The sequence below is a fragment of the Pseudomonas sp. Irchel s3a12 genome (assembly GCF_900187485.1).
GTDB lineage: Bacteria > Pseudomonadota > Gammaproteobacteria > Pseudomonadales > Pseudomonadaceae > Aquipseudomonas > Aquipseudomonas neuropathica.
Map to the genome: position 1 here is coordinate 176914 of NZ_FYDN01000005.1, position 24773 is coordinate 201686.

Annotated in this window: 24 protein-coding genes; 12 read left to right on the forward strand and 12 right to left on the reverse strand. The window is 58.6% G+C overall.

The window, feature by feature from the left end:
• Positions 1–57 precede the first annotated feature (57 nt).
• The 6 genes from CKW14_RS10685 to hisF all read left to right on the forward strand — a co-directional run bounded on the left by CKW14_RS10685 (position 58) and on the right by hisF (position 5045).
• Positions 58–1722 (forward strand): OFA family MFS transporter, encoded by a 1665-nt coding sequence (locus CKW14_RS10685; RefSeq protein WP_095047160.1) that lies wholly within the window; start codon positions 58–60, stop codon positions 1720–1722.
• A 270-nt stretch (positions 1723–1992) separates the two neighbouring features.
• A complete protein-coding gene (gene hisB, locus CKW14_RS10690) occupies positions 1993–2586 on the forward strand; it encodes an imidazoleglycerol-phosphate dehydratase HisB (RefSeq protein ID WP_007909204.1) in 594 nt (197 codons plus the stop codon).
• Complete coding sequence (gene hisH / locus CKW14_RS10695) at positions 2586–3224, forward strand: imidazole glycerol phosphate synthase subunit HisH (protein ID WP_007909206.1); 639 nt, start codon at positions 2586–2588, stop codon at positions 3222–3224. Before hisB ends, hisH begins: the two co-directional genes overlap by 1 nt.
• A complete protein-coding gene (locus CKW14_RS10700; protein WP_003220751.1) occupies positions 3225–3485 on the forward strand; it encodes a DUF2164 domain-containing protein in 261 nt (86 codons plus the stop codon).
• Positions 3486–3527: 42 nt separating this feature from the next.
• On the forward strand, positions 3528–4265 hold the full coding sequence (gene hisA / locus CKW14_RS10705) for a 1-(5-phosphoribosyl)-5-[(5-phosphoribosylamino)methylideneamino]imidazole-4-carboxamide isomerase (protein WP_003220753.1): 738 nt from the start codon (positions 3528–3530) through the stop codon (positions 4263–4265).
• Positions 4266–4274: 9 nt separating this feature from the next.
• Complete coding sequence (gene hisF / locus CKW14_RS10710; protein WP_095125299.1) at positions 4275–5045, forward strand: imidazole glycerol phosphate synthase subunit HisF; 771 nt, start codon at positions 4275–4277, stop codon at positions 5043–5045.
• 53 nt (positions 5046–5098) lie between these two features.
• Here hisF and CKW14_RS10715 read toward each other — a convergent pair whose 3' ends face one another.
• Positions 5099–6616, reverse strand: coding sequence for a serine protease (locus CKW14_RS10715; protein WP_095047161.1), 1518 nt, complete (start codon positions 6614–6616; stop codon positions 5099–5101).
• Between the two features lie 322 nt (positions 6617–6938).
• Here CKW14_RS10715 and CKW14_RS10720 point away from each other — a divergent pair, with 322 nt between their 5' ends.
• A complete protein-coding gene (locus CKW14_RS10720) occupies positions 6939–7694 on the forward strand; it encodes an ABC transporter substrate-binding protein (protein WP_095047162.1) in 756 nt (251 codons plus the stop codon).
• Here CKW14_RS10720 and CKW14_RS10725 read toward each other — a convergent pair.
• The 5 genes from CKW14_RS10725 to gpmI form a co-directional block, all read right to left on the reverse strand.
• Positions 7675–9051 carry a Vps62-related protein gene (locus tag CKW14_RS10725; RefSeq protein WP_095125300.1) on the reverse strand — a complete coding sequence of 459 codons (1377 nt, stop codon included), beginning with the start codon at positions 9049–9051 and terminating at the stop codon, positions 7675–7677. The two genes, CKW14_RS10720 and CKW14_RS10725, sit on opposite strands and share 20 nt — an antisense overlap.
• A gap of 117 nt (positions 9052–9168) precedes the next feature.
• On the reverse strand, positions 9169–9945 hold the full coding sequence (locus CKW14_RS10730) for a divergent polysaccharide deacetylase family protein (protein ID WP_095125301.1): 777 nt from the start codon (positions 9943–9945) through the stop codon (positions 9169–9171).
• A gap of 2 nt (positions 9946–9947) precedes the next feature.
• The gene (locus CKW14_RS10735) at positions 9948–11267 is read right to left on the reverse strand and encodes a S41 family peptidase (protein WP_095047165.1); all 1320 of its coding nucleotides are present in this window, start codon (positions 11265–11267) and stop codon (positions 9948–9950) included.
• 31 nt (positions 11268–11298) lie between these two features.
• A complete protein-coding gene (locus CKW14_RS10740) occupies positions 11299–12585 on the reverse strand; it encodes a murein hydrolase activator EnvC (protein WP_095047166.1) in 1287 nt (428 codons plus the stop codon).
• A gap of 252 nt (positions 12586–12837) precedes the next feature.
• Entirely contained in the window at positions 12838–14367 is a 1530-nt protein-coding gene (gene gpmI, locus CKW14_RS10745; protein ID WP_095047167.1) for a 2,3-bisphosphoglycerate-independent phosphoglycerate mutase, read from the reverse strand.
• Between the two features lie 153 nt (positions 14368–14520).
• On the opposite strand from gpmI, the gene CKW14_RS10750 reads away from it, so the two are divergent.
• From CKW14_RS10750 to secB, 3 genes are read left to right on the forward strand one after another with little or no spacing between them, the layout of a single operon-like run.
• Positions 14521–14934: a rhodanese-like domain-containing protein gene (locus CKW14_RS10750; protein WP_095125302.1), complete on the forward strand. Its 414-nt coding sequence runs from the start codon at positions 14521–14523 to the stop codon at positions 14932–14934.
• 1 nt (position 14935) lies between these two features.
• The gene (grxC, locus tag CKW14_RS10755) at positions 14936–15190 is read left to right on the forward strand and encodes a glutaredoxin 3 (protein ID WP_038359971.1); all 255 of its coding nucleotides are present in this window, start codon (positions 14936–14938) and stop codon (positions 15188–15190) included.
• A 57-nt stretch (positions 15191–15247) separates the two neighbouring features.
• Entirely contained in the window at positions 15248–15733 is a 486-nt protein-coding gene (secB, locus tag CKW14_RS10760; protein WP_007909233.1) for a protein-export chaperone SecB, read from the forward strand.
• Between the two features lie 166 nt (positions 15734–15899).
• Here the strand turns inward: secB and CKW14_RS10765 are convergent, their stop codons facing one another.
• Positions 15900–16355, reverse strand: coding sequence for a tRNA (cytidine(34)-2'-O)-methyltransferase (locus CKW14_RS10765; RefSeq protein WP_007909235.1), 456 nt, complete (start codon positions 16353–16355; stop codon positions 15900–15902).
• Here CKW14_RS10765 and CKW14_RS10770 point away from each other — a divergent pair.
• Positions 16354–16791, forward strand: a complete 438-nt coding sequence (locus tag CKW14_RS10770; RefSeq protein WP_095047168.1) for a hypothetical protein — start codon at positions 16354–16356, stop codon at positions 16789–16791. The genes CKW14_RS10765 and CKW14_RS10770 overlap by 2 nt on opposite strands.
• 606 nt (positions 16792–17397) lie before the next feature.
• Here CKW14_RS10770 and ntrC read toward each other — a convergent pair.
• From ntrC to glnA, 5 genes are all read right to left on the reverse strand, one after another.
• Positions 17398–18834 carry a nitrogen regulation protein NR(I) gene (ntrC, locus tag CKW14_RS10775; protein WP_007909238.1) on the reverse strand — a complete coding sequence of 479 codons (1437 nt, stop codon included), beginning with the start codon at positions 18832–18834 and terminating at the stop codon, positions 17398–17400.
• On the reverse strand, positions 18831–19916 hold the full coding sequence (gene glnL / locus CKW14_RS10780) for a nitrogen regulation protein NR(II) (protein WP_095047169.1): 1086 nt from the start codon (positions 19914–19916) through the stop codon (positions 18831–18833). Before glnL ends, ntrC begins: the two co-directional genes overlap by 4 nt.
• 231 nt (positions 19917–20147) lie before the next feature.
• On the reverse strand, positions 20148–20771 hold the full coding sequence (locus tag CKW14_RS10785; RefSeq protein WP_095125303.1) for a DUF4124 domain-containing protein: 624 nt from the start codon (positions 20769–20771) through the stop codon (positions 20148–20150).
• Positions 20768–21280 carry a DUF4124 domain-containing protein gene (locus CKW14_RS10790; protein WP_095125304.1) on the reverse strand — a complete coding sequence of 171 codons (513 nt, stop codon included), beginning with the start codon at positions 21278–21280 and terminating at the stop codon, positions 20768–20770. The genes CKW14_RS10785 and CKW14_RS10790 overlap by 4 nt, the downstream gene beginning before the upstream one ends.
• Before the next feature lie 272 nt (positions 21281–21552).
• Positions 21553–22959, reverse strand: a complete 1407-nt coding sequence (gene glnA / locus CKW14_RS10795) for a type I glutamate--ammonia ligase (RefSeq protein WP_007909254.1) — start codon at positions 22957–22959, stop codon at positions 21553–21555.
• Between the two features lie 328 nt (positions 22960–23287).
• Here glnA and thiI point away from each other — a divergent pair, with 328 nt between their 5' ends.
• Positions 23288–24742 (forward strand): tRNA uracil 4-sulfurtransferase ThiI, encoded by a 1455-nt coding sequence (gene thiI, locus CKW14_RS10805; protein ID WP_095047172.1) that lies wholly within the window; start codon positions 23288–23290, stop codon positions 24740–24742.
• Positions 24743–24773: the final 31 nt, after the last annotated feature.

Below are 24773 nucleotides of genomic sequence, written 5' to 3' on the forward strand. Positions count from 1 at the left end.
TAAAGGCCGGGGGTGAACAGTGGCTGGCGAACCATACTAATAATTGGGGGATACACAATGAGCACGAGCATCACGGCGGACGGCCTCAAAGCCGATCAGCCCGCGTTCCTATCCAAGGAACGCATCATCGCCAAGCCCGGTTTCAACCGTTGGCTAGTCCCACCGGCCGCTCTGGCCATTCACCTGTGCATCGGCATGGCCTACGGCTTCTCGGTGTTCTGGTTGCCGCTGTCTAAGGCGCTGGGCGTGACTGCTCCGGTGGCTTGCGCACCGGACATGAGCTTCATCGCACAAGTGTTCTCGTCGCAATGTGATTGGCCGATCTCGATGCTCGGCTGGATCTACACGCTGTTCTTCATCTTCCTCGGCTGCTCGGCAGCGATCTGGGGTGGCTGGCTGGAACACGCGGGGCCACGCAAGGCCGGTGTGGTATCGGCACTGTGCTGGTGCGGCGGTCTGCTGATCTCCGCGTTGGGTATTTATACCCACCAGATCTGGCTGATGTGGCTCGGCTCTGGCGTGATCGGCGGTATCGGTCTGGGCCTGGGCTATATCTCGCCAGTCTCGACCCTGATCAAGTGGTTCCCGGATAAGCGCGGCATGGCTACCGGCATGGCAATCATGGGCTTCGGTGGCGGCGCGATGGTCGGTGCACCGCTGGCAACCGCGCTGATGAGCCACTTCGCTTCGCCAACCGGTGTCGGCGTCTGGCAGAGCTTCGTCGCCATGGCCGCGATCTACTTCGTGTTCATGATCGGTGGTGCTCTGGCTTACCGTGTCCCGCCAACCGGCTGGAAACCTGAAGGCTGGACCGCTCCGGCGAAGAAAGCCTCGAACTCGATGATCACCCACCGTCACGTGCACGTGAATGTGGCGTGGAAAACCCCGCAATTCCGTCTGGTCTGGCTGGTGCTGTGTCTGAACGTGTCTGCCGGCATCGGCATCCTCGGCATGGCTTCGCCACTGCTGCAGGAAGTGTTCGGCGGCAAACTGCTGGGTGTCGATGTGCCGTTTGGTCAGCTCGACGCCGGGCAACTGGCCTCGATCGCTGCGATTGCTGCCGGTTTCACCGGTCTGCTTAGCCTGTTCAACATCGGTGGCCGCTTCTTCTGGGCTTCGTTCTCGGACTACCTGGGCCGCAAAAACACCTACTTCGTGTTCTTCGCCCTGGGTTTTGCCCTGTACGCGCTGATCCCGAACATGGGCCATTTGGGCAACGTTGCGCTGTTCGTGGCGGCGTTCTGCATCATTCTGTCGATGTATGGCGGCGGTTTTGCCACGGTGCCGGCGTATCTGGCCGACCTGTTCGGTACGCAGATGGTCGGTGCGATCCACGGTCGTTTGCTGACCGCTTGGGCTGCGGCCGGCGTGCTCGGTCCGGTGCTGGTGAACTACCTGCGTGAGTATCAGTTGAGCATCGGCGTTGAGCGCGCTGCCGCTTACGACATCACCCTGTACATCCTCGCAGGCCTGCTGGTGCTGGGCTTCCTGTGCAACCTGCTGGTGCGTCCGGTGGCTGACAAATACTTCATGACCGACGCTGAGCTGGCTGCCGAACAGGCGCTGGGCCACGACAAAGGTGCTGATGCCAGCACGGTTCTGGAGTGGAAAGCCGCCCCGGGCAGCAAGCCGCTGGCGATCGCTGCGTGGCTGGTGGTGGGTATTCCGTTGGCGTGGGGGGTGTGGGTGACCCTGCAGAAGACGGCGGTACTGTTTCACTAAGTTCGTTTCTACCTGATCGTTCCCACGCTCTGCGTGGGAATGCCTCCCGTGGCGCTCTGCGTCACATTCGAAGCGGACGCAGAGCGTCCGGGGCTGCACTCCCACGCAGAGCGTGGGAGCGATCATTGCCCTTTATGGCTTGTATGGACATGTCTACCCGCGACAGCCGGGCATTCTATCCGTCAGCCATCTCACCTCTCGTGTTTCTGTTTGCGCCTCGCGTGCCTATAATGGCTGCCTTTTTCGCCCAATGATTTTGCGGAGCTGGTGATGGCCGAACGTAAGGCGTCTGTCGAGCGCGACACTCTGGAAACCCAGATCAAAGCCTCGATCAACCTTGATGGCACCGGAAAGGCCCGATTCGATATCGGTGTTCCTTTTCTTGAGCACATGCTGGATCAGATCGCCCGTCACGGGTTGATCGACCTGGATATTGAATGCAAGGGCGATCTGCATATCGACGACCACCATACGGTGGAAGATGTCGGTATCACCCTCGGCCAGGCGTTTGCCAAAGCCATCGGCGATAAAAAAGGCATCCGTCGCTATGGTCATGCCTATGTACCGCTCGACGAAGCGCTGTCGCGTGTGGTGATCGATTTCTCCGGTCGCCCGGGCCTGCAGATGCACGTGCCGTACACCCGCGCCACCGTGGGCGGCTTCGACGTTGACCTGTTCCAGGAATTCTTCCAGGGCTTCGTCAACCACGCGCTGGTCAGTCTGCACATCGACAACCTGCGTGGCACCAACACCCACCACCAGATCGAAACCGTGTTCAAGGCTTTCGGCCGCGCGCTGCGCATGGCTGTCGAGCTGGATGAGCGCATGGCCGGGCAAATGCCATCGACCAAAGGCGTTCTGTAATGCAGACGGTTGCAGTTATCGATTACGGCATGGGCAACCTGCACTCGGTGGCCAAGGCCCTCGAGCACGTCGGCGCCGGTAAAGTGCTGATCACCAGCGATGCCGCCGTGATTCGCGAAGCTGACCGCGTGGTGTTCCCCGGTGTTGGCGCAATTCGCGACTGCATGGCGGAGATCCGTCGCCTCGGCTTCGATTCACTGGTGCGTGAAGTCAGCCAGGATCGTCCGTTCCTCGGTATCTGTGTCGGCATGCAAGCGTTGCTCGACACCAGTGAAGAGAACGACGGCGTCGACTGCATCGGCCTGTTCCCGGGCGCGGTGAAGTTCTTCGGCAAAGACCTGCATGAAGACGGCGAGCACCTGAAAGTCCCGCACATGGGCTGGAACGAGGTGAAGCAGAAGGTCAGCCACCCGTTGTGGCACGACATTCCGGACATGGCGCGTTTTTACTTCGTGCACAGCTACTACATCGCCGCCGCCAACGCGCGGCAGGTGGTCGGTGGCGGTCACTATGGCGTCGACTTCGCTGCAGCGCTGGCCGACGGCTCGCGCTTCGCCGTGCAGTTCCACCCGGAGAAGAGCCATACCCATGGCCTGCAATTACTGCAGAACTTCGCCGCATGGGATGGTCGCTGGTAAATGGCTGCCAAGAAATCCAAACCGCCGATCCTGACCCTTACTCCCGAACAGGAGAACGAGGCCAATCGCAAGATTCAGCGGTTCATGGAAGACCGTTTCGAATTGGACCTGGGGTCGTTCGAAGCGGCGGAAATTCTTGAGTTATTTACCCGCGAAATTGCTCCGCACTATTACAACAGGGCGATTTTCGATGTGCAGACCCACCTCAAAGAGCGGTTTGAAAGCATCGAAAGCGACCTGTGGGCGCTCGAGAAAAACTGATTTCCGAGCCAAGCTGAACATTCAAATTTGAAGGTTTGCCAGATGCTGATTATTCCCGCTATCGATCTTAAAGACGGTGCCTGCGTACGTCTGCGCCAGGGCCGCATGGAAGATTCCACAGTGTTCTCCGATGACCCGGTGAGCATGGCTGCCAAGTGGGTGGAGGGCGGTTGCCGCCGTCTGCATCTGGTCGATCTGAATGGCGCGTTCGAAGGCCAGCCAGTCAACGGCGAAGTGGTGACTGCGATTGCCAAGCGCTATCCGACATTGCCGATCCAGATCGGTGGCGGCATTCGTTCGCTGGAAACCATCGAACACTACGTCAAGGCTGGCGTCAGCTACGTGATCATCGGTACCAAAGCCGTTAAAGATCCGGCCTTCGTCGCTGAGGCCTGCCGCGCGTTCCCGGGCAAGATCATCGTCGGTCTGGATGCCAAAGACGGTTTCGTCGCCACCGATGGCTGGGCTGAAATCAGCACCGTGCAGGTCATCGATCTGGCCAAGCAGTTTGAAGCCGACGGCGTCTCCTCGATCGTTTATACCGACATCGCCAAAGACGGCATGATGCAGGGTTGCAACGTGCCGTTCACCGCTGCGCTGGCCGCTGCTACCAAGATCCCGGTGATCGCTTCCGGCGGCATCCACAATCTGGGTGACATCAAGTCGCTGCTCGACGCCAAAGCACCAGGCATCATCGGCGCCATCACCGGCCGGGCGATTTACGAAGGCACCCTCGACGTCGCCGAAGCGCAAGCTTTCTGCGATTCGTACCAAGGCTGAGGACTGACCATGGCGCTGGCCAAACGCATCATCCCTTGCCTGGACGTGGACAACGGCCGGGTCGTCAAAGGTGTGAAGTTCGAAAACATTCGTGACGCCGGTGACCCGGTGGAAATCGCCCGTCGTTATGACGAGCAGGGTGCCGACGAGATTACCTTTCTCGACATCACCGCCAGCGTCGATGGTCGCGACACCACGCTGCATACTGTCGAGCGCATGGCCAGCCAGGTGTTTATCCCGCTGACCGTCGGCGGTGGCGTGCGTACCGTGCAGGACATCCGTAATCTGCTGAATGCCGGCGCGGACAAGGTGTCGATCAACACCGCTGCCGTGTTCAACCCGGAGTTCGTCGGTGAAGCGGCGCAGCATTTCGGCTCGCAGTGCATCGTTGTCGCCATCGACGCGAAGAAAGTCTCCGGCTCGGGCGAAACCCCGCGCTGGGAAATCTTCACCCACGGCGGGCGCAAGCCAACCGGCCTCGACGCGGTCGAGTGGGCGAAGAAAATGGAAGGCCTCGGTGCCGGTGAGATCCTGCTGACCAGCATGGATCAGGACGGCATGAAAAACGGTTTCGACCTCGGCGTGACCCGCGCGATCAGCGATGCGCTGGGCATCCCGGTGATCGCTTCCGGCGGCGTCGGCAATCTGCAGCACTTGGCTGACGGCATTCTCGAGGGCCATGCCAGCGCCGTATTGGCAGCGAGTATTTTCCACTTCGGCGAATACACCGTGCAGGAAGCCAAGGCCTATATGGCGCATCGCGGGATCGTGATGCGTTAGATGGCCATCGGTGCTGTGGCGGACTTCGCGTCGAGCGAGACCCGCCACATGGCTCATTCTGCTATCCGGGATTGCGTAGGGTAAAGCTGATCAGTCCGAACCTCTGAAACACTCAGGTTTCGATCCATCGTGTAACTGCATAGCGTCAATGGCAGCGCCTGAACGGGGGTGTAAAACCCGTCGTCGACTTTGCTGTAGTGCTCAGGATTGATCTCGGAGCAATTGGTTTCTTCTGTCGGGCCCGTGTATATCCGGGTCCAGAGATTGCGATCCGCCTCTTCGCGGTACTTTATAAAAAGATAATCGCCGTCTGGCTCAATGGTGAGTGTCGGCGCGGGTAATTGCATCGGAACGGGAGTTACGACTCTTGCTGCCAGGATTTGGGCGTTTCCAAGAAGTCGGCTATCGGCTTGTTGATCGATTGAGTTCACGCCAATCAAACATAAATAATGCAGTCCGGGTTCTCGGCCAATTTCTGATTGCACTTTTGCGTTGGTTGTACTGATTCGGTCGCTGTAGTGGTCAGGTGAATAACAAGCCTGTGCATCACGAACAGTCTTGAAGCGATAGAACTCGGTACTCATGGAAAAATTGATATCCCATTTTGGCGCTGACTGGTTAGTGTTGTTGGGTGTTTTGTGCAGTCCGATGTCTGTAATGGCTCTTGAGTTTAATCTGAACTGAAAGTTTGAGTTGGGAGTGAGTGCGCAGTTTTCTGTGTCGAGACGGAATGTTCCATTAACGAAACAAGCAGTCAGATAGTCGACAGGAAAACTTTGGCTAGCCTGATGCGGCAATAGAGATTGTGTATTTTTATCTCCACACAGACCATGCCAGAAACACAAGTCATCCGAAGGAATACCGTAAGTAGTGCCGGATAATATGCCGGTCACTTGTCCCGTTTCAGCATCGATCACCGGAGCGCCCGATGAGCCAGGCTCAATTCCTTTGCAGTTCTGCTTTTGGTAGTCGGTGTGAATGTTCAAATACTTGATCAGGGTTGTGTGGGTCGGCTCTTGTGTGCAGGTGGAAAGCCTCAAGCCGGCTGCAGTGGCTGGCGCGCTTACCAGGTTCACCTGACTGACGTTGCGTGGTGCTGCCGCCGCGAGCTTGAGTGGGGTTATTCCGTCTTTCAGCAGGCTGTCCAGTGAGGTGCCTAACTGCAATATAGCGATATCAGTACTGGCGAAACTGGCCCAATTGACCTTGTCGATGTCATAACGCTTGGCGTCCGCGAGTGTGTCATGGAAAAAATTGAACTGTATCTGACCTTGATAAGCAATGTCAGCGATTGTGCCGACTCTGATGGAAGTGCAGTGCGCATTGGTCATTACGTAAGCTGGCCCGTTTGCTTCTTTGCCTGTTTCGCGAGTGTCTAGCAGGAATGCGCTGCAATAAGGTCTATCGTCTTTGAAAATTTTGCCAATGCCGTTCCAGTGATTAAAGTCGCCACCCGCGTTACTTAGCAGAATTGCTTCCGGCGCTTCGGCTGTGGTGCCTGCACAGGAGATCAATGGAAGTGTGAGTGCTATTGCTGAGCACGCAAAAAATATTCGGGCTTTATTAGTCATGATCAATCCTTGACCGTATTTCAGGAATTAATGGAGTAACTGTATTTCGCTGGTGAGTGTAATTCGTTGTGCTGTTCGGTATGTGCTGGCTAATGTGACTAGTTGTGAGTGCTGTTGTCTGCAAGTCAAACATGTGAGGTCGGTGAAGGTCGCAGAAATCTCTGATTCGGCTGAGAACTGTTCTTTCGCATGCTGTTTTTTTGATACGTCAGCACGTGCTGATGCTTTTTAATCGGGTCAGGATCGAAAACCATACAGGCCAGTGGACAGCATGGCGCACCCAAGGCACTCTTGGGCACGCCATGGATTCCGGTAGCCCGACATGATCAAACGCCTGCTTCTTGTTCTCGCCAGTGCATCGATGTTGCTCATCAACACTGCCCGCGCCGAAAACAGTCCCGACACCGATCTGGTGCTCCTTACCGAAAATTTCCCGCCGTATAACATGGCGAAAAACGGCAAGAACTTCGCCCAAGGCGAGAACATCAATGGCATCGCCACCGACATCGTGCGCGAAGTGTTCCAGCGTGCCGGCATCACTTACAGCCTGACCCTGCGCTTTCCTTGGGAGCGCGTCTACAAACTGGCTCTGGAAAATCCCGGTTATGGCGCCTTCGTGATGGCGCGTCTGCCGGACCGCGAAAAGCTCTTCAAATGGGTCGGCCCGATCGGTCCGGATGACTGGATCATGCTGGCCAAGGCTGACAGCAAGATCACCCTCGAAACCCTCAATGATGCGCGCCAGTACAAAATCGGTGCCTACAAGGGTGATGCGATTGCCGAGACACTGACCAAACAAGGTCTGAAGCCGATAGTCGTGCTGCGCGATCAGGACAACGCGAAGAAACTGGTCAATGGTCAGATCGACCTGTGGGCCACCGGTGATCCTGCCGGGCGTTATCTGGCGCGGCAGGACGGTGTCACCGGTCTCAAGACCGTGCTGCGTTTCAACAGTGCAGAACTGTATCTGGCGCTGAACAAGGACGTCTCCGACGAAGTGGTCGCCAAGCTTCAGGCTGCGCTGGATCAGTTGCGCAAAGAAGGCGTGGTGGACGAAATCATGGGGCGGTATCTATAACGACATCCGGGCCCGATGATGGCTGCTCTTTAGCGTTGGCGCCATCGGTGCCAGATATTGTCGGGGTGTCTGTCGTCAGCGGCGGACACGCGCTGGCGAGCTCGACGAACTCCGGCGGATATTGCGTCAGCAGAACGCTTGAATCATCGGTATAACCAAAGTCGACCGCCACTTGAGTACCGTCTTCCCGTACCAACTCGTAATGGCTTTGCATCTGATAAACCGCGACGGATGTTTGCTTCGGCGCCATGGCAATCACCACTTGAGGTCGTAGCTCGTTCCAACCGTTGGAAGACGTTTCAGTGCGGGTCAAACTTTTTGGCAGGCAGGCCGAGAATTTTGTCATGCGGATATCGCTGAGAGGCACGGTCGGCCAGGCTTTGACGATTTCCATGGCGGTAAAACTATGGAACATACGCATTGTCACCGCGTTCTGCAGACGTGGTGCTGTCCATTTAACGGCCCGATACTTGTCCGATTCATTGCGCTCGTGGCCAATGAGCACATATTCGTCAGTTCTCTTCAGTTCGTAGTAAGGCGAATTGCGAAACTGTTCGCCGGGATGAGCATGATCTCGCACTGCGAACCAAGGCAGGTGGGCAATCTGGGTGACGGTGGCGGGTTCGTTCACTACGGGCTTCGTGTATCCGGTGAGGGTCGGAATTTGCGGCGATGCGCTGACTTGCAGCGGGATTTGCATGCGCAAGCCATACGCCGTCGAAGGTGCTGCCGGCTTGCTGTAGCCCTGGATGCCCACGAAGGTGCCGGGCGCAAAATGGATGTCGCCTGCGGCGGCAGTCGAAGGTTCGATGCCAAAAGCGCTGAAACTGAGCTTGGCACCGCTGCCCTTGTCATTCCAGATCAGATCACCGACGTTCGCCGCTATGACCAGGTCGAGCCTGACGCAGCGCACCGAGTTCAACGAAGGTTTGCAGTGATCGTTGGAGCACACGAGCCCCAGAGCGACGTAACCGACGGGTGCCAGAGGTCGCCAGATCGACATGCGAGTGACACTGGGCGCTCCGGTTTCTTTCCAGACCAGTTCAAAATCGGCAGGGCGGGCCAGTGCCTTTCCTTTAGTGCTTAAGGACCCTTCCATATCTTTCTCGCAGACTACTGCTGCGACCATTTCGCCATTGATATTGGCGTCGCCGGGAAAGAGCACGTCGCCCAGCGGAAAGTAGCCCGGCAATGCATCCGGAGCAGGGGTGGGGCGCCAGAATGTGGCGGGTTTGGCTTTTGAGCCGTTAGTGCTCCAGACCCGGTGAAACTCCGTGGTGAAGTTGATCAGCAGATTGTCCTGCATGATCGGTTCCATGGGTATGGGATGCGCTGCGGTGTTGTCTTCAATAGTCATGATGATTCCTGATAGTTGAAAGCGACGCGAGGGCGTCGCGACCTGTTGCAGGTCGCACTATCGGGAATGGGGACGGTTTCCGGGTGGTAACTATGTATGTGCTAGCGTCACAGGGTATTACCGATAAACCCCGTCTTTACCATGACTGGCCATGGCGCGATTGCTGCGCACGCTGATCATCTGTTTGATATCGATCCAGTCGATTCCCTGGCTCTTCAACTTCGGCAGTTCGCGCTCCAGCACTGCCAGTGTCTGCGGATAGGGATGGCCGATCATCACCGCCGAACCCTGCTTGCGCGCCAGGCTGATCGCGGTCTGCAACTGCGTGTAGATCGCTGCCTCAGTGCGCTCGTCATCAAGAAACACGTCCCGCGAGACACTGGCCAGATCGATCTTCTGCGCCTGCTGCGCCGCCACGGTCTGGGCGCTGGTGCGGCTGTCGACGAAGAACTTGTGCCGACGCTGCAGTTCGCCCATCAACCAGGCCATCGCCACCGGTTGCGCAGTCATGCGGCTGCCCATGTGGTTATTGATGCCGGCAGTGTAGGGGACCATTTTGAACGCGGCGTTGAGGCGTTTTTCCAGCTCTTCGATGGGCAGTTCAGGGTGCCATGCATAGGGACCGGTGGCTGGGTCCATGGGCATGTGCAGGATAACGATCTTGCCGGCGCGATGGGCTTCGCGGGCAAACTCGGTGGCGTGCGGGGTGTCCGGCATGATCGCCGTGGTCACCGGGCCGGGCATGGCCAGCACGCGGCGATCCCGGGGCAGGTTCTGCCCCAGGTCGTCGATGGTCAGTGTCAGATAGGCTTTGTGTGGCTTTGGGCTGGCGGGCTCTGCATGAGCCGCACCCGCCAGACAGCACAACAGGACGAAGAGGAGACGCAAAGACATCCTCAACGGCCGGACGTGATGCTCAGCCCTTTGAGCAGGCTCAGAGCCTGGGCCAATTGGTAATCGTCATCCTGCGGCATCGCCTTGGCCTTGCCGCCGGAACCTGTCGGCTTGTCTGCGCCGCCGTTGCCGTTGCCCAGGTGACCTTGCAGGTCGGCTTCTTTGAAGTAATCGCCATCGGCCTCGTTGGTGATCTTGGCTTTGCGCACTTCGATGTCCGGCACGATGCCCTGTGCCTGAATCGAGCGGCCATTCGGCGTGAAGTACAGCGCGGTGGTAATTTTCAGCGCGCGGTCATTGTTCAGCGGCAGCACGGTTTGCACCGAGCCCTTGCCAAAACTGGTGGTGCCCATGACCACCGCACGTTTCTGATCCTGCAGGGCGCCGGCGACGATTTCCGAAGCCGAGGCACTGCCACCGTTGATCAGCACGACCATCGGCACGGCTTCGCTTTCGTCTTTGCCGGTGGCCGAGAAACGCAGTTCGGAATTGGCGATTCGGCCTTTGGTGTAGACGATCAGGCCTTTGGTGATGAAGTGGTCGACCACTTCCACTGCTGCCTGCAACACGCCGCCCGGGTTGTTACGCAGGTCGAGAATGATGCCGTTGAGCTTCTTGCCGTTGTCCTTGCGCAGCTTGGCCAGAGCCTTGGAAACCTCTTCGCCGGTCTTGACCTGGAACTGGGTGATGCGGATGTACGCATAACCGGTTTCCAGCAGCTGCGCCTTGACGCTCTTCACCTGAATCACCGCGCGGGCGAGGGTCACGTCGAACGGCGTGCCGCCGTCGCGTACCAGGGTCAGGGTGATTTTCTGGCCGATCTTGCCGCGCATTTTGTCGACGGCTTCGGTCATGGTCTGGCCGCGCGTCGGCTGGCCGTTGATCTTGACGATGAAGTCGCCGGCCTGAATGCCGGCCTTCGACGCCGGGGTGTCATCGATTGGCGAGACAACTTTGATGAAACCGTCTTCGGCGCCGACTTCGATGCCCAGACCACCGAACTCACCGCTGGTGCTTTCCTGCAGTTCGGTGAAATCTTCAGGGCCGAGGTACGCAGAGTGCGGATCAAGGTTGCTGAGCATGCCCTTGATCGCGTTTTCCAGCAGGGTCTTGTCGTCCACCGGCTCGACGTAAGCGGCTTTGATCCGGTCCATGACCTCGGCAAAGGTGCGCAATTCTTCCAGCGGCAACGGAGCCTTGGAAGTCGCGGCAGTGCCTGCCGGAGCGACGGCCGGGGCCGGTTGAGCGGCGAACGCCAGAGGCGCGCCGATCACCAGGGCGATCGTCAGGGCCAGCGAGGTAAGGCGGGACAAATGCAGCATGTCGAACGAACTCCTGAATTAGGCGGCACGCTTATCCTTGCGCGCGGCACCATTGTGCTGGATCACTCGGGTGACCCTGCTGACGAATTGCGAAATACAGCGCTGATGTGTCCTGGCCGCCACTGTTACCGACAGTGGAGATGGACTCACCGGCTTTAACCACGTCACCGGCCGACTTGAGCAGTGTCTGGTTGTGACCGTAAAGACTCAGAAAACCGTTGCCGTGATCGAGGATCACCAGCAGCCCGGCGCCGCGCAGCCAGTCGGCGAACACCACGCGACCACCGTGTACGGCATGCACCTGGCTGCCGGCGGAGGCGCTGATCATTACGCCGTCCCACTTGGTGCGGGCGTCGTCGCCACGGGATTCGCCGAAGCGTGCCAACAATCGACCATCAACCGGCCACGGAAGTTTTCCCCGGGTTGCAGCAAAAGGGCCACCGAAGGTTTCGCCGCTGCTGGAGACCAGCGCGCCGGGAGTGGATCTGGCGGGTTTTCGTGGGGCGTCACTGTTTTCAGCCTGCGCCTCACGCAATCGCTTTTTTTCCGCTTCCTGCTGGGCGATCAGCGCTTTCTGCCGCGCTTCTTCTGCCTCACGGGCCTGGCGGGCCAGGGTTTCTTCAATGGTTTTAAGGACTTTAGACAGGTCTGCCTGATCTTGCTCGCGAGCGGCGAGTTTCTGGTCGCGGGCCTTCACGTCATCGTTAAGCTTGGCGAGCACTTGCTGGCGTTCCTTGCGGACATTTTCCAGTTCGTCGCGCTGGGTATCGAGGCTGCTTTTCTGTACCAGCAATTGCGCCTGTTGGGCGGCAATGTCTTTTTCGACATTGGCCAGTTGGCGCAGGGTTTCGTTGAAGTTCTTCAGCTGTTCCAGGCGGGCCTGGCTCAGGTAATCGTAATAGGTGAGAGTGCGGGCGAATTTCTCGGGATTCTGCTGGTTGAGCAGCAGCTTGAGGTATTCCTGCCGACCGTTCTGATAGGCCGCGCGGGCCTGAATGGCGATCAGTCGCTGCTGTTCAGTGCGCGCGCTCTGGAGTTTTTTTTTCTCTGCATCGAGTCGCTGCAGCTCGGATTCGCTTTTCTGCAGTTCTTTCTGCAGCGCGTCGACCTGCTTCTGCAGCTTGCCCAGCTCGGTTTCAGTGCCCTTGAGCTCTTTCTGCACGCCGGACTTTTCTTCCTGGACTTTGCTCAGCAGCTTTTTCAGCTCGGCAATGTCCTGACGCGTGGCGTCCAACTGTTGTTGGGTTTGCGTGCGCTCGTCAGCGAAAGCCGGTTGGAGCAGGCAGGTCAGAGCGAGGGCGATCAGGACGCGGAGCATAGAGGCGGGCGGCACCAGGGTAATGGACGGCCTAGTATGCCCGCCCGAGGCTGCAAAAAAAACGCCCAATTGGGGCTGTGTGATAACTGGACCAAGCAATACACCGAATTCCATTTCGAAAACTCCATAAACCACTGTGGGAGCTGGCTTGCCAGCGATGGCGTCTGCACATTCAACATAGATGTTGGCTGTCAGATTGCTATCGCTGGCAAGCCAGCTCCCACAGGGTTTTGTGGTGGTTGATCGGACGGATTACACCAGGATAGACGTGCCGGTCATTTCCGCCGGTTTTTCCAGGCCCAGCAGCTTCAGCATGGTTGGTGCCACGTCCGCCAGCACGCCGCCTTCACGGACCTTGAGGTCGCGCTTGCCGACATAAATGAACGGTACCGGCTCGGTGGTGTGCGCGGTGTGCGCCTGGCCGGTGGATTCATCGGCCATTTGCTCGACGTTGCCGTGGTCAGCGGTGATCAGCGCTTCGCCGCCAACCTTCTCCAGCGCTTCGACAATGCGCCCGACGCAGGTATCAAGGCATTCCACAGCCTTCACGGCCGCGTCGAACACACCGCTATGACCAACCATGTCGCCGTTGGCGTAGTTGACCACGATCACGTCATAGCGCTGGTTTTCGATGGCTTCGACGATACGGTCGGTGACTTCCGGTGCGCTCATTTCCGGCTGCAAGTCGTAGGTGGCGACTTTCGGCGACGGGATCAGGATGCGCTCTTCGCCCGGGAACGGTTCTTCACGACCGCCGGAGAAGAAGAAGGTCACGTGGGCGTATTTTTCGGTTTCAGCGATGCGCAGCTGGGTTTTGCCGTTTTTCGCCAGATAGTCGCCAAGGACGTTTTCCAGGCTGCCCGGGGCGAACGCCGAGGGTGCAGGGATGCTCGCTGCGTATTGGGTCAACATCACAAAACCGGCCAGTTTCGGCTGGCGCGCGCGTTCGAAATCCTTGAAGTCGTCTTCGACGAACACGCGAGTCAGCTCGCGGGCGCGGTCGGCGCGGAAGTTCATGAACACCACGGCGTCGCCGTCTTCGACTTTCACCGGCTCACCGATGGTCGTGGCTTTGACGAATTCGTCGCTCTCGCCGCGAGCGTAAGCAGCCTCCAGACCTTCCTGCGCAGTGGCGGCGTGGAATTCGCTGTTGCCGTCGACGATCAGGTTGTAGGCCTGAGCCACACGGTCCCAGCGGTTGTCACGGTCCATGGCGAAGTAGCGGCCGATGATGCTGGCGATACGGCCCTTGCCCAGTGCCTGGAAGGTCGCATCGAGTAGTTCGATGGACGACGCAGCGCTTTTCGGTGGGGTGTCGCGGCCGTCAAGGAAAGCGTGCAGGTAGATTTTTTCGGCGCCGCGCTTGAAGGCCAGTTCGGCCATGGCGATCAGGTGATCCTGGTGGCTGTGCACGCCGCCATCGGAGAGCAGGCCCATGAAGTGCACGGCTTTGCCGGCGGCCACGGCTTTGTCCACAGCGGCGCAGATGGTCGGGTTCTCGAAGAACTCGCCGTCGCGGATCGCTTTGGTCACGCGGGTAAAGTCCTGATACACCACGCGGCCGGCGCCAAGGTTCATGTGGCCGACTTCGGAGTTGCCCATCTGGCCGTCCGGCAGGCCGACGTCCATGCCGCTGCCCGAAATCAAGCCGTTGGGCACGGTGGCCCACAGGCGATCCAGAACAGGCTTCTTCGCCGCAAAAACGGCGTTGGATTCGGGGCTGTCGCTGTGACCGAAGCCGTCGAGAATCATCAGGACCAAAGGTTTAGGCGTGGTAGTCATGGAATCCACTCGTGGCTAATAAAGAAGAGGGCGATGGAAAAGGGAGTTGGAGTTTAAAGCTAAGTTCCGACCGCGTCACCGCCGGACGGGGTTTGGCCGACCATAGTGGCTGTGTATACTGGCCGACATTTTAACGCCCTGGAACCTCCTTCGATGGTTGCTCACCTGATTGAATTTGCCACTAACCACTACATTCTTGTCGGTATCTTCGTCGTACTGCTGGCTCTGCTGCTGGCGCACACGATGCAGGGCGGCGGTAAAAGCCTGAGCACCGGCGAACTGACCGCGTTGGTCAACAAAGACGCAGGCGTGGTGGTGGACATCCGTCCGGCCAAGGATTTTGCTTCCGGCCACATCGTTGGCGCGGTGAACATTCCCCAGGACAAACTGGCTGCGCGTATCGGCGAGCTGGAAAAACACAAGGCCAAGACCATCATTCTGGTCGACGCGCTGGGCCAGACCGCTGGCACCCACGCCCGCGAGCTGATGAAATCCGGCTTCACCGCCGCCAAGCTGTCCGGCGGTATTTCCAGCTGGAAAGGCGACAACCTGCCGTTGGTGAAGTGATATGAGCGAAGTCATCGTCTACTCCAGCGATTACTGCCCTTATTGCTCGCGAGCCAAATACCTGCTCGAGAACAAAGGCGTGGCCTTCAAAGAGATCAAGGTCGATGGCAAGCCGCAAGTGCGCGCTGAAATGACCCAGAAAGCCGGACGTACGTCCGTGCCGCAGATCTGGATCGGCAGCAAGCACATCGGCGGTTGTGACGATTTGTATGCCCTGGAGCGCGCCGGCAAGCTCGACGCGCTGCTCAAGGCCTGAACGGCTGCACCCACGTACAGCACTCCCTAAAAGACCCAAGATCGATAAGGATCTGAGATGACTGACCAACAGAACACTGCAGCCAGCGAAGAAGAAACCGCACCGCAATTCTCCTTGCAGCGCATCTACGTACGCGACCTGTCCTTCGAAGCCCCGAAAAGCCCGGCGATCTTCCGCCAGCAGTGGGATCCGGCGGTCGCTCTGGATCTGAACACTCGTCAGAAAGCGCTGGAAGGTGATTTTTACGAAGTCGTGCTGACCCTGTCCGTCACCGTGAAAAACGGTGAAGAAGTCGCCTTCATCGCTGAAGTGCAACAGGCCGGTATCTTCCTGATCAAGAACCTGGACGCGGCTTCGATGAGCCACACCCTGGGTGCGTTCTGCCCGAACATCCTGTTCCCGTACGCGCGCGAAACCTTGGACAGCCTGGTGACCCGTGGTTCGTTCCCGGCCCTGATGCTGGCCCCGGTGAACTTCGATGCTCTGTACGCGCAAGAGCTGCAGCGCATGCAGGAAAGCGGCGAGACGCCAACCGTTCAGTAAGACGGTCTGGGCTACAAAGAAAAAAGCGCCGTAACAGGCGCTTTTTTCTTGGCTGATCGTTCCTACGCTCCGCGTGGGAATGCCTCTGGGGACGCTCCGCGTCCAGTGACGCGGAGCGTCACGGGCTGCATTCCCACGCAGAGCGTGGGAACGATCAGGTGTGGTGTTACTTGAAGTCGTTCTGGCGCCAGGCTTCGTACACGGCCACCGCCACGGTGTTGGACAGGTTCAGGCTGCGGCAGCCTTCGCGCATCGGCAGGCGCAGGCGCTGTTCCGGCGGCAGCGCGTCGAGCACTTCCGGCGGCAGGCCACGGCTTTCCGGGCCGAAGATGAACGCATCGCCAGGAACAAACGCGGCATCATGAAACGGTCGCGAACCCTTGGTGGTGAACGCAAACAGTCTTGGGTTGCCCAGGCTTTCCAGGCAACTGGCCAGGTCCGCGTGACGTTGCAGCGTGGCATATTCGTGGTAATCGAGACCGGCACGGCGCAGGCGCTTGTCGTCCATCTCGAAGCCCAGCGGTTCGATCAAATGCAGGTGGCAGCCGCTGTTGGCGCACAGCCTGATAACGTTGCCGGTATTCGGCGGAATTTCTGGTTGAAAAAGGATGACGTGAAACATGCACGGCTCCGAAGGTAAAGATGAGCGGCATTCTACGCCGCCTGTGGACAACCGTTCGAAACTATTGCCGCGAGTCATCGGTTCGCTGGCAATTGTCGGCTTGATGATCGGCTTGATGATCGGCCGCCTGACCACGCCGGATCCGACGGTGTTGCAGCAGGTCGAGGTGACGGATCAAGGGTTGGTGGTGTGGTTCAACAACGAGCCCAAGCTGCACGGCGAAATCATCGATGGCACGGTGGCGCTGCTGTTTCAGGCTGAGGGCCCGGCGCAGAAGGGCCAGCTCAAGCTCAATGGCAAAGATGTGAACTGGCGGACGCGAGCGAGTGACGGAGGGTTGTTGCTAACGGTGCTGGCGGCGCGGCCGCTGCAGGGCGATTGGGTCGGCAGTGAGGTCGATGACCGCTGGCGGCTGGAAATCCATCTCCGCGAGTAATAAAAGCGGGAATCCCTGACCTGCCTGTATCAGGGGTCCCAAAAGGATGGACTTCGCTGCTAGCGTCGGTCCGGTGTAAAGAGGGAACCCCCGGCCTGCCTGTACCAAGGATCCCAAAAGGGTGGGCTCGTCGCGTTGCGGTATGAGCCCGGTGTAAAGAGGGGAATCCCCGGCCTGCCTGTACCAAGGTCCCCGAAACGGGTGGTGAATCGAATCACCTGTAAGAGGTAATGCAGGGGGCGTGCCAGGTTTTCATTTGCTGAAACAAAAAAGCTGATCAGAAATACGAAAGCCCCGGAACTCGGGGCTTTTGTGTACTTGGATAATGGTTTTGTCGGTGTTTTCAGAATGAAGGATGCAGATGCGGCTGTGCGCGATCGCGGGTCATTGTGCATTGATGCGGTGCACGGCTGCCCCTCACCCTAGCCCTCTCCCAGAGGGAGAGGGGACTTAGCGAGTTGCCCGGTCAAAATAAACCGACCTGAAATACCGAGCCGAACTCAGATTTTGAACATCACATAAATCGGCTCCCTTCCCCCTCTACCCCTTGGGGGAGAGGGCTGGGGTGAGGGGGATGGATCCTGAGCACACAACAATTCTCAAGCGTTAACCCTCATCCCCCTCATCATCATCCCCGCCATCGACCTTCATCCCCAATTCCTTGATCTTGCGCGTCAGGGTATTGCGCCCCCAACCCAGCAAAACGGCGGCATCGCGACGACGCCCGGCGGTGTGCTTCAAAGCCGTCTCGATCATGATCCGCTCGAACGCCGGTACCGCGCTGTCGAGCAGGCTCGACTGGCCACGCGCCAAGGCCTGATCGGCCCACTGACGCAGTGCTTGCTCCCAATTGGTCACTGGCGCCGAGTCCTGCGGCAGGTTCAGCAGTTCTGGCGGCAGGTCGCTGATGTGCACTTCGCGCCCGGACGCCATCACCGTGATCCAGCGGCACGTATTCTCCAGCTGACGTACGTTGCCGCCCCACGGCAGGTTCTTCAGGTATTCCTCGGTCTCGCTCTTCAGCAGCTTCGGTTCCACCGCCAGCTCTTGCGCCGCGCGGCTGAGGAAGTGCTTGGCCAGGGTCGGGATGTCCTCACGACGATCGGAGAGGCGCGGGATGTGGATACGGATTACGTTGAGGCGGTGGAACAAGTCCTCGCGGAACTTGCCGGCGTGCACCAGGGTTTCCAGATTCTGGTGCGTCGCGGCGATGATGCGCACATCGACTTTGACTGGCACGTGGCCGCCCACACGATAGAACTCGCCATCGGCCAGAACCCGTAGCAAACGGGTTTGGGTGTCGGCCGGCATATCACCGATTTCATCGAGGAACAGCGTGCCGCCGTCAGCCTGTTCAAAGCGGCCGCGACGCAGGTTTGCCGCGCCGGTGAACGCACCTTTCTCATGGCCGAACAGCTCGGATTCCATCAGATCCTTGGGGATCGCCGCCATGTTCAGCGCAATGAATGGCGAGGCCGCGCGCGGACTGTGGCGGTGCAGGGCGTGGGCCACCAGTTCTTTACCGGTACCGGATTCGCCGTTGATCAACACGGTGATGTTGGAGTGGCTCAAGCGGCCGATGGCGCGAAACACTTCCTGCATCGCCGGCGCTTCGCCGATGATTTCCGGGGTGCGCGTCAGTGCCGGCACCACTTCCAGGCCTTGCTGTTCTTGTGCGTGCTGGTTTGCACGTTTGACCAGCGAGACCGCCTCATCGACGTCGAACGGCTTCGGCAGGTACTCGAACGCGCCGCCCTGATACGAGGCGACAGCGCTGTCCAGATCGGAGTGAGCGGTCATGATAATGACCGGCAACCGTGGGTGCTGCTCGCGAATCCGCGCCAACAAATCCAGACCGCTGGCACCGGGCATGCGAATGTCGGAAATGATCACGTCTGGCTGCTGACGGGCCAGGCGACTCATCACGCCATCGGCGCTGTCGAAACTCTGGGTGGTCATGCCTTCCTGCTGCAAGGCCTTTTCCAGAACCCAACGGATAGAACGGTCGTCATCGACGATCCACACAGTTTCACTACGGCTCATGTCGATGTGGCTCCTTGTTCCAGTGGCAAAAAGATCGAGAAGGTGGTGTGGCCTGGATGGCTGTCACACTCGATCAGGCCCTGGTGCTGGCTGATGATGTTCTGGGTAATGGCCAGGCCGAGTCCGGTACCGTCCGGGCGTCCGCTGACCATGGGAAAGAAAATGGTTTCCTGAAGTTCCGCCGGGATCCCCGGGCCGTTGTCGATGATTTCGATCTTGGTCACCAGACGATGGCGGACGTGGCCGATGGTGAACTGGCGCATGGTCCGGGTACGCAGGCTGATGCGGCCAAGGCGCAATTCGTTCTGGCTGCTGATCGCTTGCATCGCGTTGCGTACGATGTTCAACACCGCCTGAATCATTTGTTCGCGGTCGATCAGCACGTCGGGGATGCTTGGGTCGTAATCACGCACCAAGGTGATGCAGCCCTGGCTTTCCGCTTCGACCAGTTGGCAGACGCGCTCCAGCACTTCATGAACGTTGCACATCGCCAGCGATGGCAGTTTGTTCGAGCCGAGCATGCGGTCGACCAGATTGCGCAGGCGGTCGGCTTCTTCAATGATCACGTTGGTGTAATCGCGCAGACTTTCTTCCGGCAGTTCGCGGGCCAGCAATTGCGCGGCGCCGCGGATGCCACCGAGCGGATTCTTGATCTCGTGAGCGAGGCCGCGTACCAACATCTTGCTGGTTTCCTGCTTGGACAGCTGCGCCTCCTCCTTGGTGATCCGCAGCAAGCGGTCACGCGGATGGACCTCCAGCAGGAGCATGGTCGCGCCATTGCTGAGGATTGGCGTCACCGCGTAATCCACGGTCAACGTCTGGCCAGTGAGGGCGGTAAGCATCGCCTCGCGCTTGGTGAACGGATGCGCCTGCTCCACTGCCTGGCGCAGGGAATTGAGCGCCTCGGTGGATTCGGTGAACAGCTCGCTGATGAACTGTCCATGGCTGCGCTGCCCGCTGATGGCGAGGAGCATCTCCGCCGCCGGGTTCATGTACTCAAGGCGCAATTCGGCGTCGAGCAGGATGGTGGCGGTGGTCAGGTTGTCGAGCAGCAAACGGTGGATTGCGTCGCTAATAGTCATCAGAGCCTCTTTTGGGGGCGGAGCGTGCGCAAGTAACAAGCGTCGGTATCGGGAAAATGCAAAAACCAAACCAAGGCTCCGAAAAGAAGCGTTCAACCCATGAAACAGGCGTTTGACGCTCTTTTGCGTGGCAGTCGGCCAGCACTCGCGGGTACTTTCGAACCAAAATGGGTTGAGATATGGGTACGGTGCAGTCTTGCGCACCAATATAGTGCGCAAAGGTGAATGGCGTTAGAAGAAACGCAGAAAGGGGTTTTTCGGCTCGGGCGGTTTGTCTTTCAAGGGGCATTCCGGACGGATGCCGTAATCGTCGGTGGTGCACGGCTTGACCTGGCGTTTCTGTGCGAGGGATATGCGTAGCATGTGGAAGGGCTGGTTGGCAGTGCGTTCCACCGTGCGCCCTTCGGCATCGAGGATTTCCACCGAAAGATTGTGGCTGCCACGATCGATGTTGTTTAGCGGGAAGACCGGGCTCAGCCCCGGTTCGCCGGTGGCTTGGCCATCCAGCAGCAGTCGATAACGATGACCTTTTTGCAGGCCCGGTTCGCTGGTGACGCTGACGATGATTTCGCCGGCGCTGCTGCGAATCGTTGCATCGGGTTCAGGTACCAGAATGCGCAGCATGTCGTAGTGGAAGGGCGGTTGCTCTGGGGTTTTTTTTGCAGTCGTGATCGGCACGGCGACGGTGGGGTTTGCGGACATGCGATTGCTGGTCGCGATCGGTACGCGCTTGGCATTGCCACGCGGCTGGTCGGTGTAGATGCGATTACCTTGGGCATCGATATAAGTGAACACCTCAGCCGATGCTTGTAGCGTGAGCAGCGCCAGCACCGCGATCAGCCACGCACGAATCATGGCTTGTGCACCCGCTGTACGCTGAGAGGGACTGGCGCGCTCTGCTGGATGACCGTCTGCCCGTCAATCACCTGCACCGCTAGACGATGTTCGCCGCGATCAACGTTCACCAATTGTAGGATCGGCACGTTGCTCGGCTGGCCGTAAGGCTCATCGTCCAATACCAGCCTTAACTGATGCGGCGGTTGCAGACGCGGCTTGATCAGCACTTGGACGGTGAACGTACCGTTATTGGCGCGCAGGGCCTCTTCGGTGGGTAGACCAGCGAGTTCAAGAATGTCGTAGGCGTTGCGCGCAGGCTCACGGGTTTCGGTGCTGGATGCAGGCGGTGTGCTCGGTGTTTGCGGCTCGACCCTGTTAAGCGGCGGCAACTCCACCGGCTGCGCCTGCACACCATCGGGCGAGTGATCGCTGTAGACCGTGTTGCCGTTGGCGTCGGTGTACTTGTAGATCTGCGCGGCGGCGGGCAGGGCGATCAGCAGCAGAATGTAGAGAAAGGTGCGACCCATGAAATCGACCGGGATTGAAAGCGATGGGGTGCAGCATAGGCCAGACGCGGCGGTTGGCCCAACCCGGCAAACATCCAGAGATCATTCAGACACCACAAATCCCTTGTGGGAGCGAGCCTGCTCGCGAATGCGGTGCGTCATTGACAGTGATGGTGACGGATACGACGCTTTCGCGAGCAGGGACCTGCGTGACGCCATAAATCGCGGGCAATAAAAAAGGCCTCCCGAAGGAGGCCTCTTTCACTCACGCCACGTAACGCAGCGCTACCGGATCAGCAGCTGTAGTACAGCTCATATTCCAGTGGGTGTACGAAGGTGCGAACCTTGATTTCTTCTTCCGATTTCAGCGCGATGTAAGCGTCGATGAAGTCGTCGGAGAACACGCCGCCCTTGGTCAGGAACGCGCGGCCCTTGTCCAGCTCTTCCAGGGCTTCTTTCAGGCTGCCGCAAACTTGTGGAATCTCTTTCGCCTCTTCAGGCGGCAGGTCGTACAGGTTTTTGTCAGCTGCGTCGCCTGGGTGGATCTTGTTCTGGATACCGTCCAGACCGGCCATCAGCAGAGCTGCGAAGGCCAGGTACGGGTTGGCAGCCGGATCCGGGAAGCGTGCTTCGATACGGCGGGCTTTCGGGCTCGACACGTAAGGAATACGGATCGAAGCGGAACGGTTGCGAGCCGAGTAGGCCAGCATTACCGGAGCTTCGAAGCCTGGTACCAGACGCTTGTAGGAGTTGGTCGCCGGGTTGGTGAAGCCGTTCAGGGCCTTACCGTGTTTGATAATGCCGCCGATGAAGTACAGAGCGGTATCGGACAGGCCGGCATAGCCTTCACCGGCGAAGGTGTTCTTGCCGTCTTTCCAGATCGACATGTGTACGTGCATGCCCGAACCGTTGTCGCCGTACAGTGGCTTCGGCATGAAGGTCGCGGTGCGGCCGTATGCATCAGCAACGTTGTGCACAACGTACTTCAGGGTTTGGGTTTCGTCGGCTTTCTTCACCAGGGTGTTGAACTTGACGCCGATTTCGTTCTGGCCGGCAGTTGCCACTTCGTGGTGGTGAACTTCGACGGTCAGGCCCATTTCTTCCAGTGCGTTGCACATGGAGGTACGGATTTCGTGGTCGTGGTCGAACGGCGGAACCGGGAAGTAGCCGCCTTTGACGCCTGGACGGTGACCTTTGTTGCCACCTTCGATGTCCTGGTCGGACATCCACGAACCTTGCTCGGAGTAGATCTTGAACATCGAGCCGGAGATGTCCGACTTGAATTTCACCGAGTCAAAGATGAAGAATTCTGGCTCTGGACCAGCGAACACGGTGTCACCGATACCGGTGGCTTTCAGGTGTTCTTCGGCACGCTTGGCGATCGCACGTGGGTCGCGGTCGTAGCCTTGCATGCTCGAAGGTTCGATGATGTCGCACACCAGGATCAGGGTGGCGTCTTCGGTGAACGGGTCGAGAACGGCAGTTTCGTCAACCGGCATCAGGATCATGTCGGAGGCTTCGATGCCTTTCCAGCCAGCAATGGAGGAACCGTCGAACATCTTGCCGACTTCGAAGAAGTCTTCATCCAGCGCATCGCGAGCCGGCATGGTCACGTGGTGCTGAGTGCCTTTGGTGTCCGTGAAGCGCAGATCAATCCACTTGACGTCATGATCTTTGATGAGTTGAACCGTCTTCGACATATGTCCTCCGGGTGGCTTCGGGCTTGGTAGTGGATGCCCTTGAATTTGGGTGATGCCGGCGCGAATACTCTGCCAAGGCAACCTGCCTCACAAGGGAGCAAATTGCATGCCAGTGCCCCAGCATGGGTTTTTTGCCCCAAATTCACGCTTATAAAGGTGCAAAGCACCTGATTGCGGAAAATCTCGCCCTCTAATGTAGCGTCTTAAGTCAGAAATGACCTGTTTTGGTGCGTGCAAAACCTTCTGCACATTAACTGGTTAAACCTTGAGCAATTTCCGCTATAATCCGCGCCCCCCTTTTTCGGCTGGCCGTTCGCGCGCTGTTTTCATGAAACTAATCGTAAAAGTCTTCCCCGAGATCACCATCAAAAGCCGACCTGTCCGGACGAAGTTCATCCGCCAGTTGGCCAAGAACATCCGCACCGTGCTCCGTGACCTGGACCCGGCCGTGGTGGTGAACGGTGTGTGGGACAATCTCGAGTTGGAAACCCGCGTTACCGACCCCAAAGCCTTGAAAGAGATGGGTGAGCGCCTGACCTGCATGCCGGGCATCGCGCACTTTCTGCAGATCGACGAGTACCCGCTGGGCGACTTCGACGACATCACCGAGAAGTGCAAACAGCACTATGGCGATGCACTGGCCGGGAAGATTTTTTCGGTGCGCTGCAAGCGCGCGGGCAAGCACACCTTCAGCTCGATGGACGTCGAAAAATACGTCGGCAGCAAGCTGCGCCGTGAGTGTGGTGCTGCCGGTATTGACCTGAAAGCGCCGGAAATCGAAGTCCGCATCGAAGTTCGCGACAAACGGTTATTTGTTATCCACAGCCAGCACAACGGCATCGGCGGTTACCCGCTCGGTGCGTTGGAGCAGACGCTGGTATTGATGTCCGGCGGCTTTGACTCAACCGTTGCGGCGTACCAGATCATTCGTCGCGGCCTGATGACGCACTTCTGCTTCTTCAATCTGGGCGGTCGTGCCCATGAATTGGGCGTGATGGAAGTCGCGCATTTCATCTGGAAGAAGTACGGCAGCTCGCAACGCGTGCTATTTGTCAGTGTTCCGTTCGAAGAAGTGTTGGGCGAAATTCTCGGCAAAGTCGATAACAGTCATATGGGCGTCGTATTGAAGCGTATGATGTTGCGCGCGGCTTCCAACATCGCCGATCGCCTGCACATCGAAGCGCTGGTTACCGGCGAGGCGATCTCCCAGGTGTCGAGCCAGACCCTGCCGAATCTGTCGGTGATCGACTGCGTGACCGACAAACTGGTCCTGCGTCCGCTGATCGTGGCGCACAAACAGGACATCATCGACACGGCCAACGAGATTGGCACCGCCGATTTCGCCCGGCACATGCCGGAGTACTGTGGGGTCATTTCGGTCAATCCGAAGACGGCCGCCAAACGCGGTCGCGTTGAGCACGAAGAGAAAGAATTCGACATGGCGGTGCTCGAGCGTGCGCTCGAAAACGCCAAACTGGTGCCGATCGATCGGGTGATCGACGAATTGGGCCAGGACGTACAGATTGAAGAAGTCAGCGAAGCACTGGCCGGTCAGATCGTGATCGACATCCGTCACCCGGATGCCGCCGAGGATGAGCCGCTGGAACTCGCTGGCGTAGAAGTACAGACGATGCCGTTCTACGCAGTGAACGCTCGTTTCAAGGAGCTGGATCCGACTCGCCAGTACCTGCTGTATTGCGACAAAGGCGTGATGAGTCGCCTGCATGCTCACCATTTGCTCAGTGAGGGGCATGCCAATGTGCGCGTTTATCGACCGAGCTAAGTGCCCGGGGCTGTTTGCCTGTGGCCTGCGT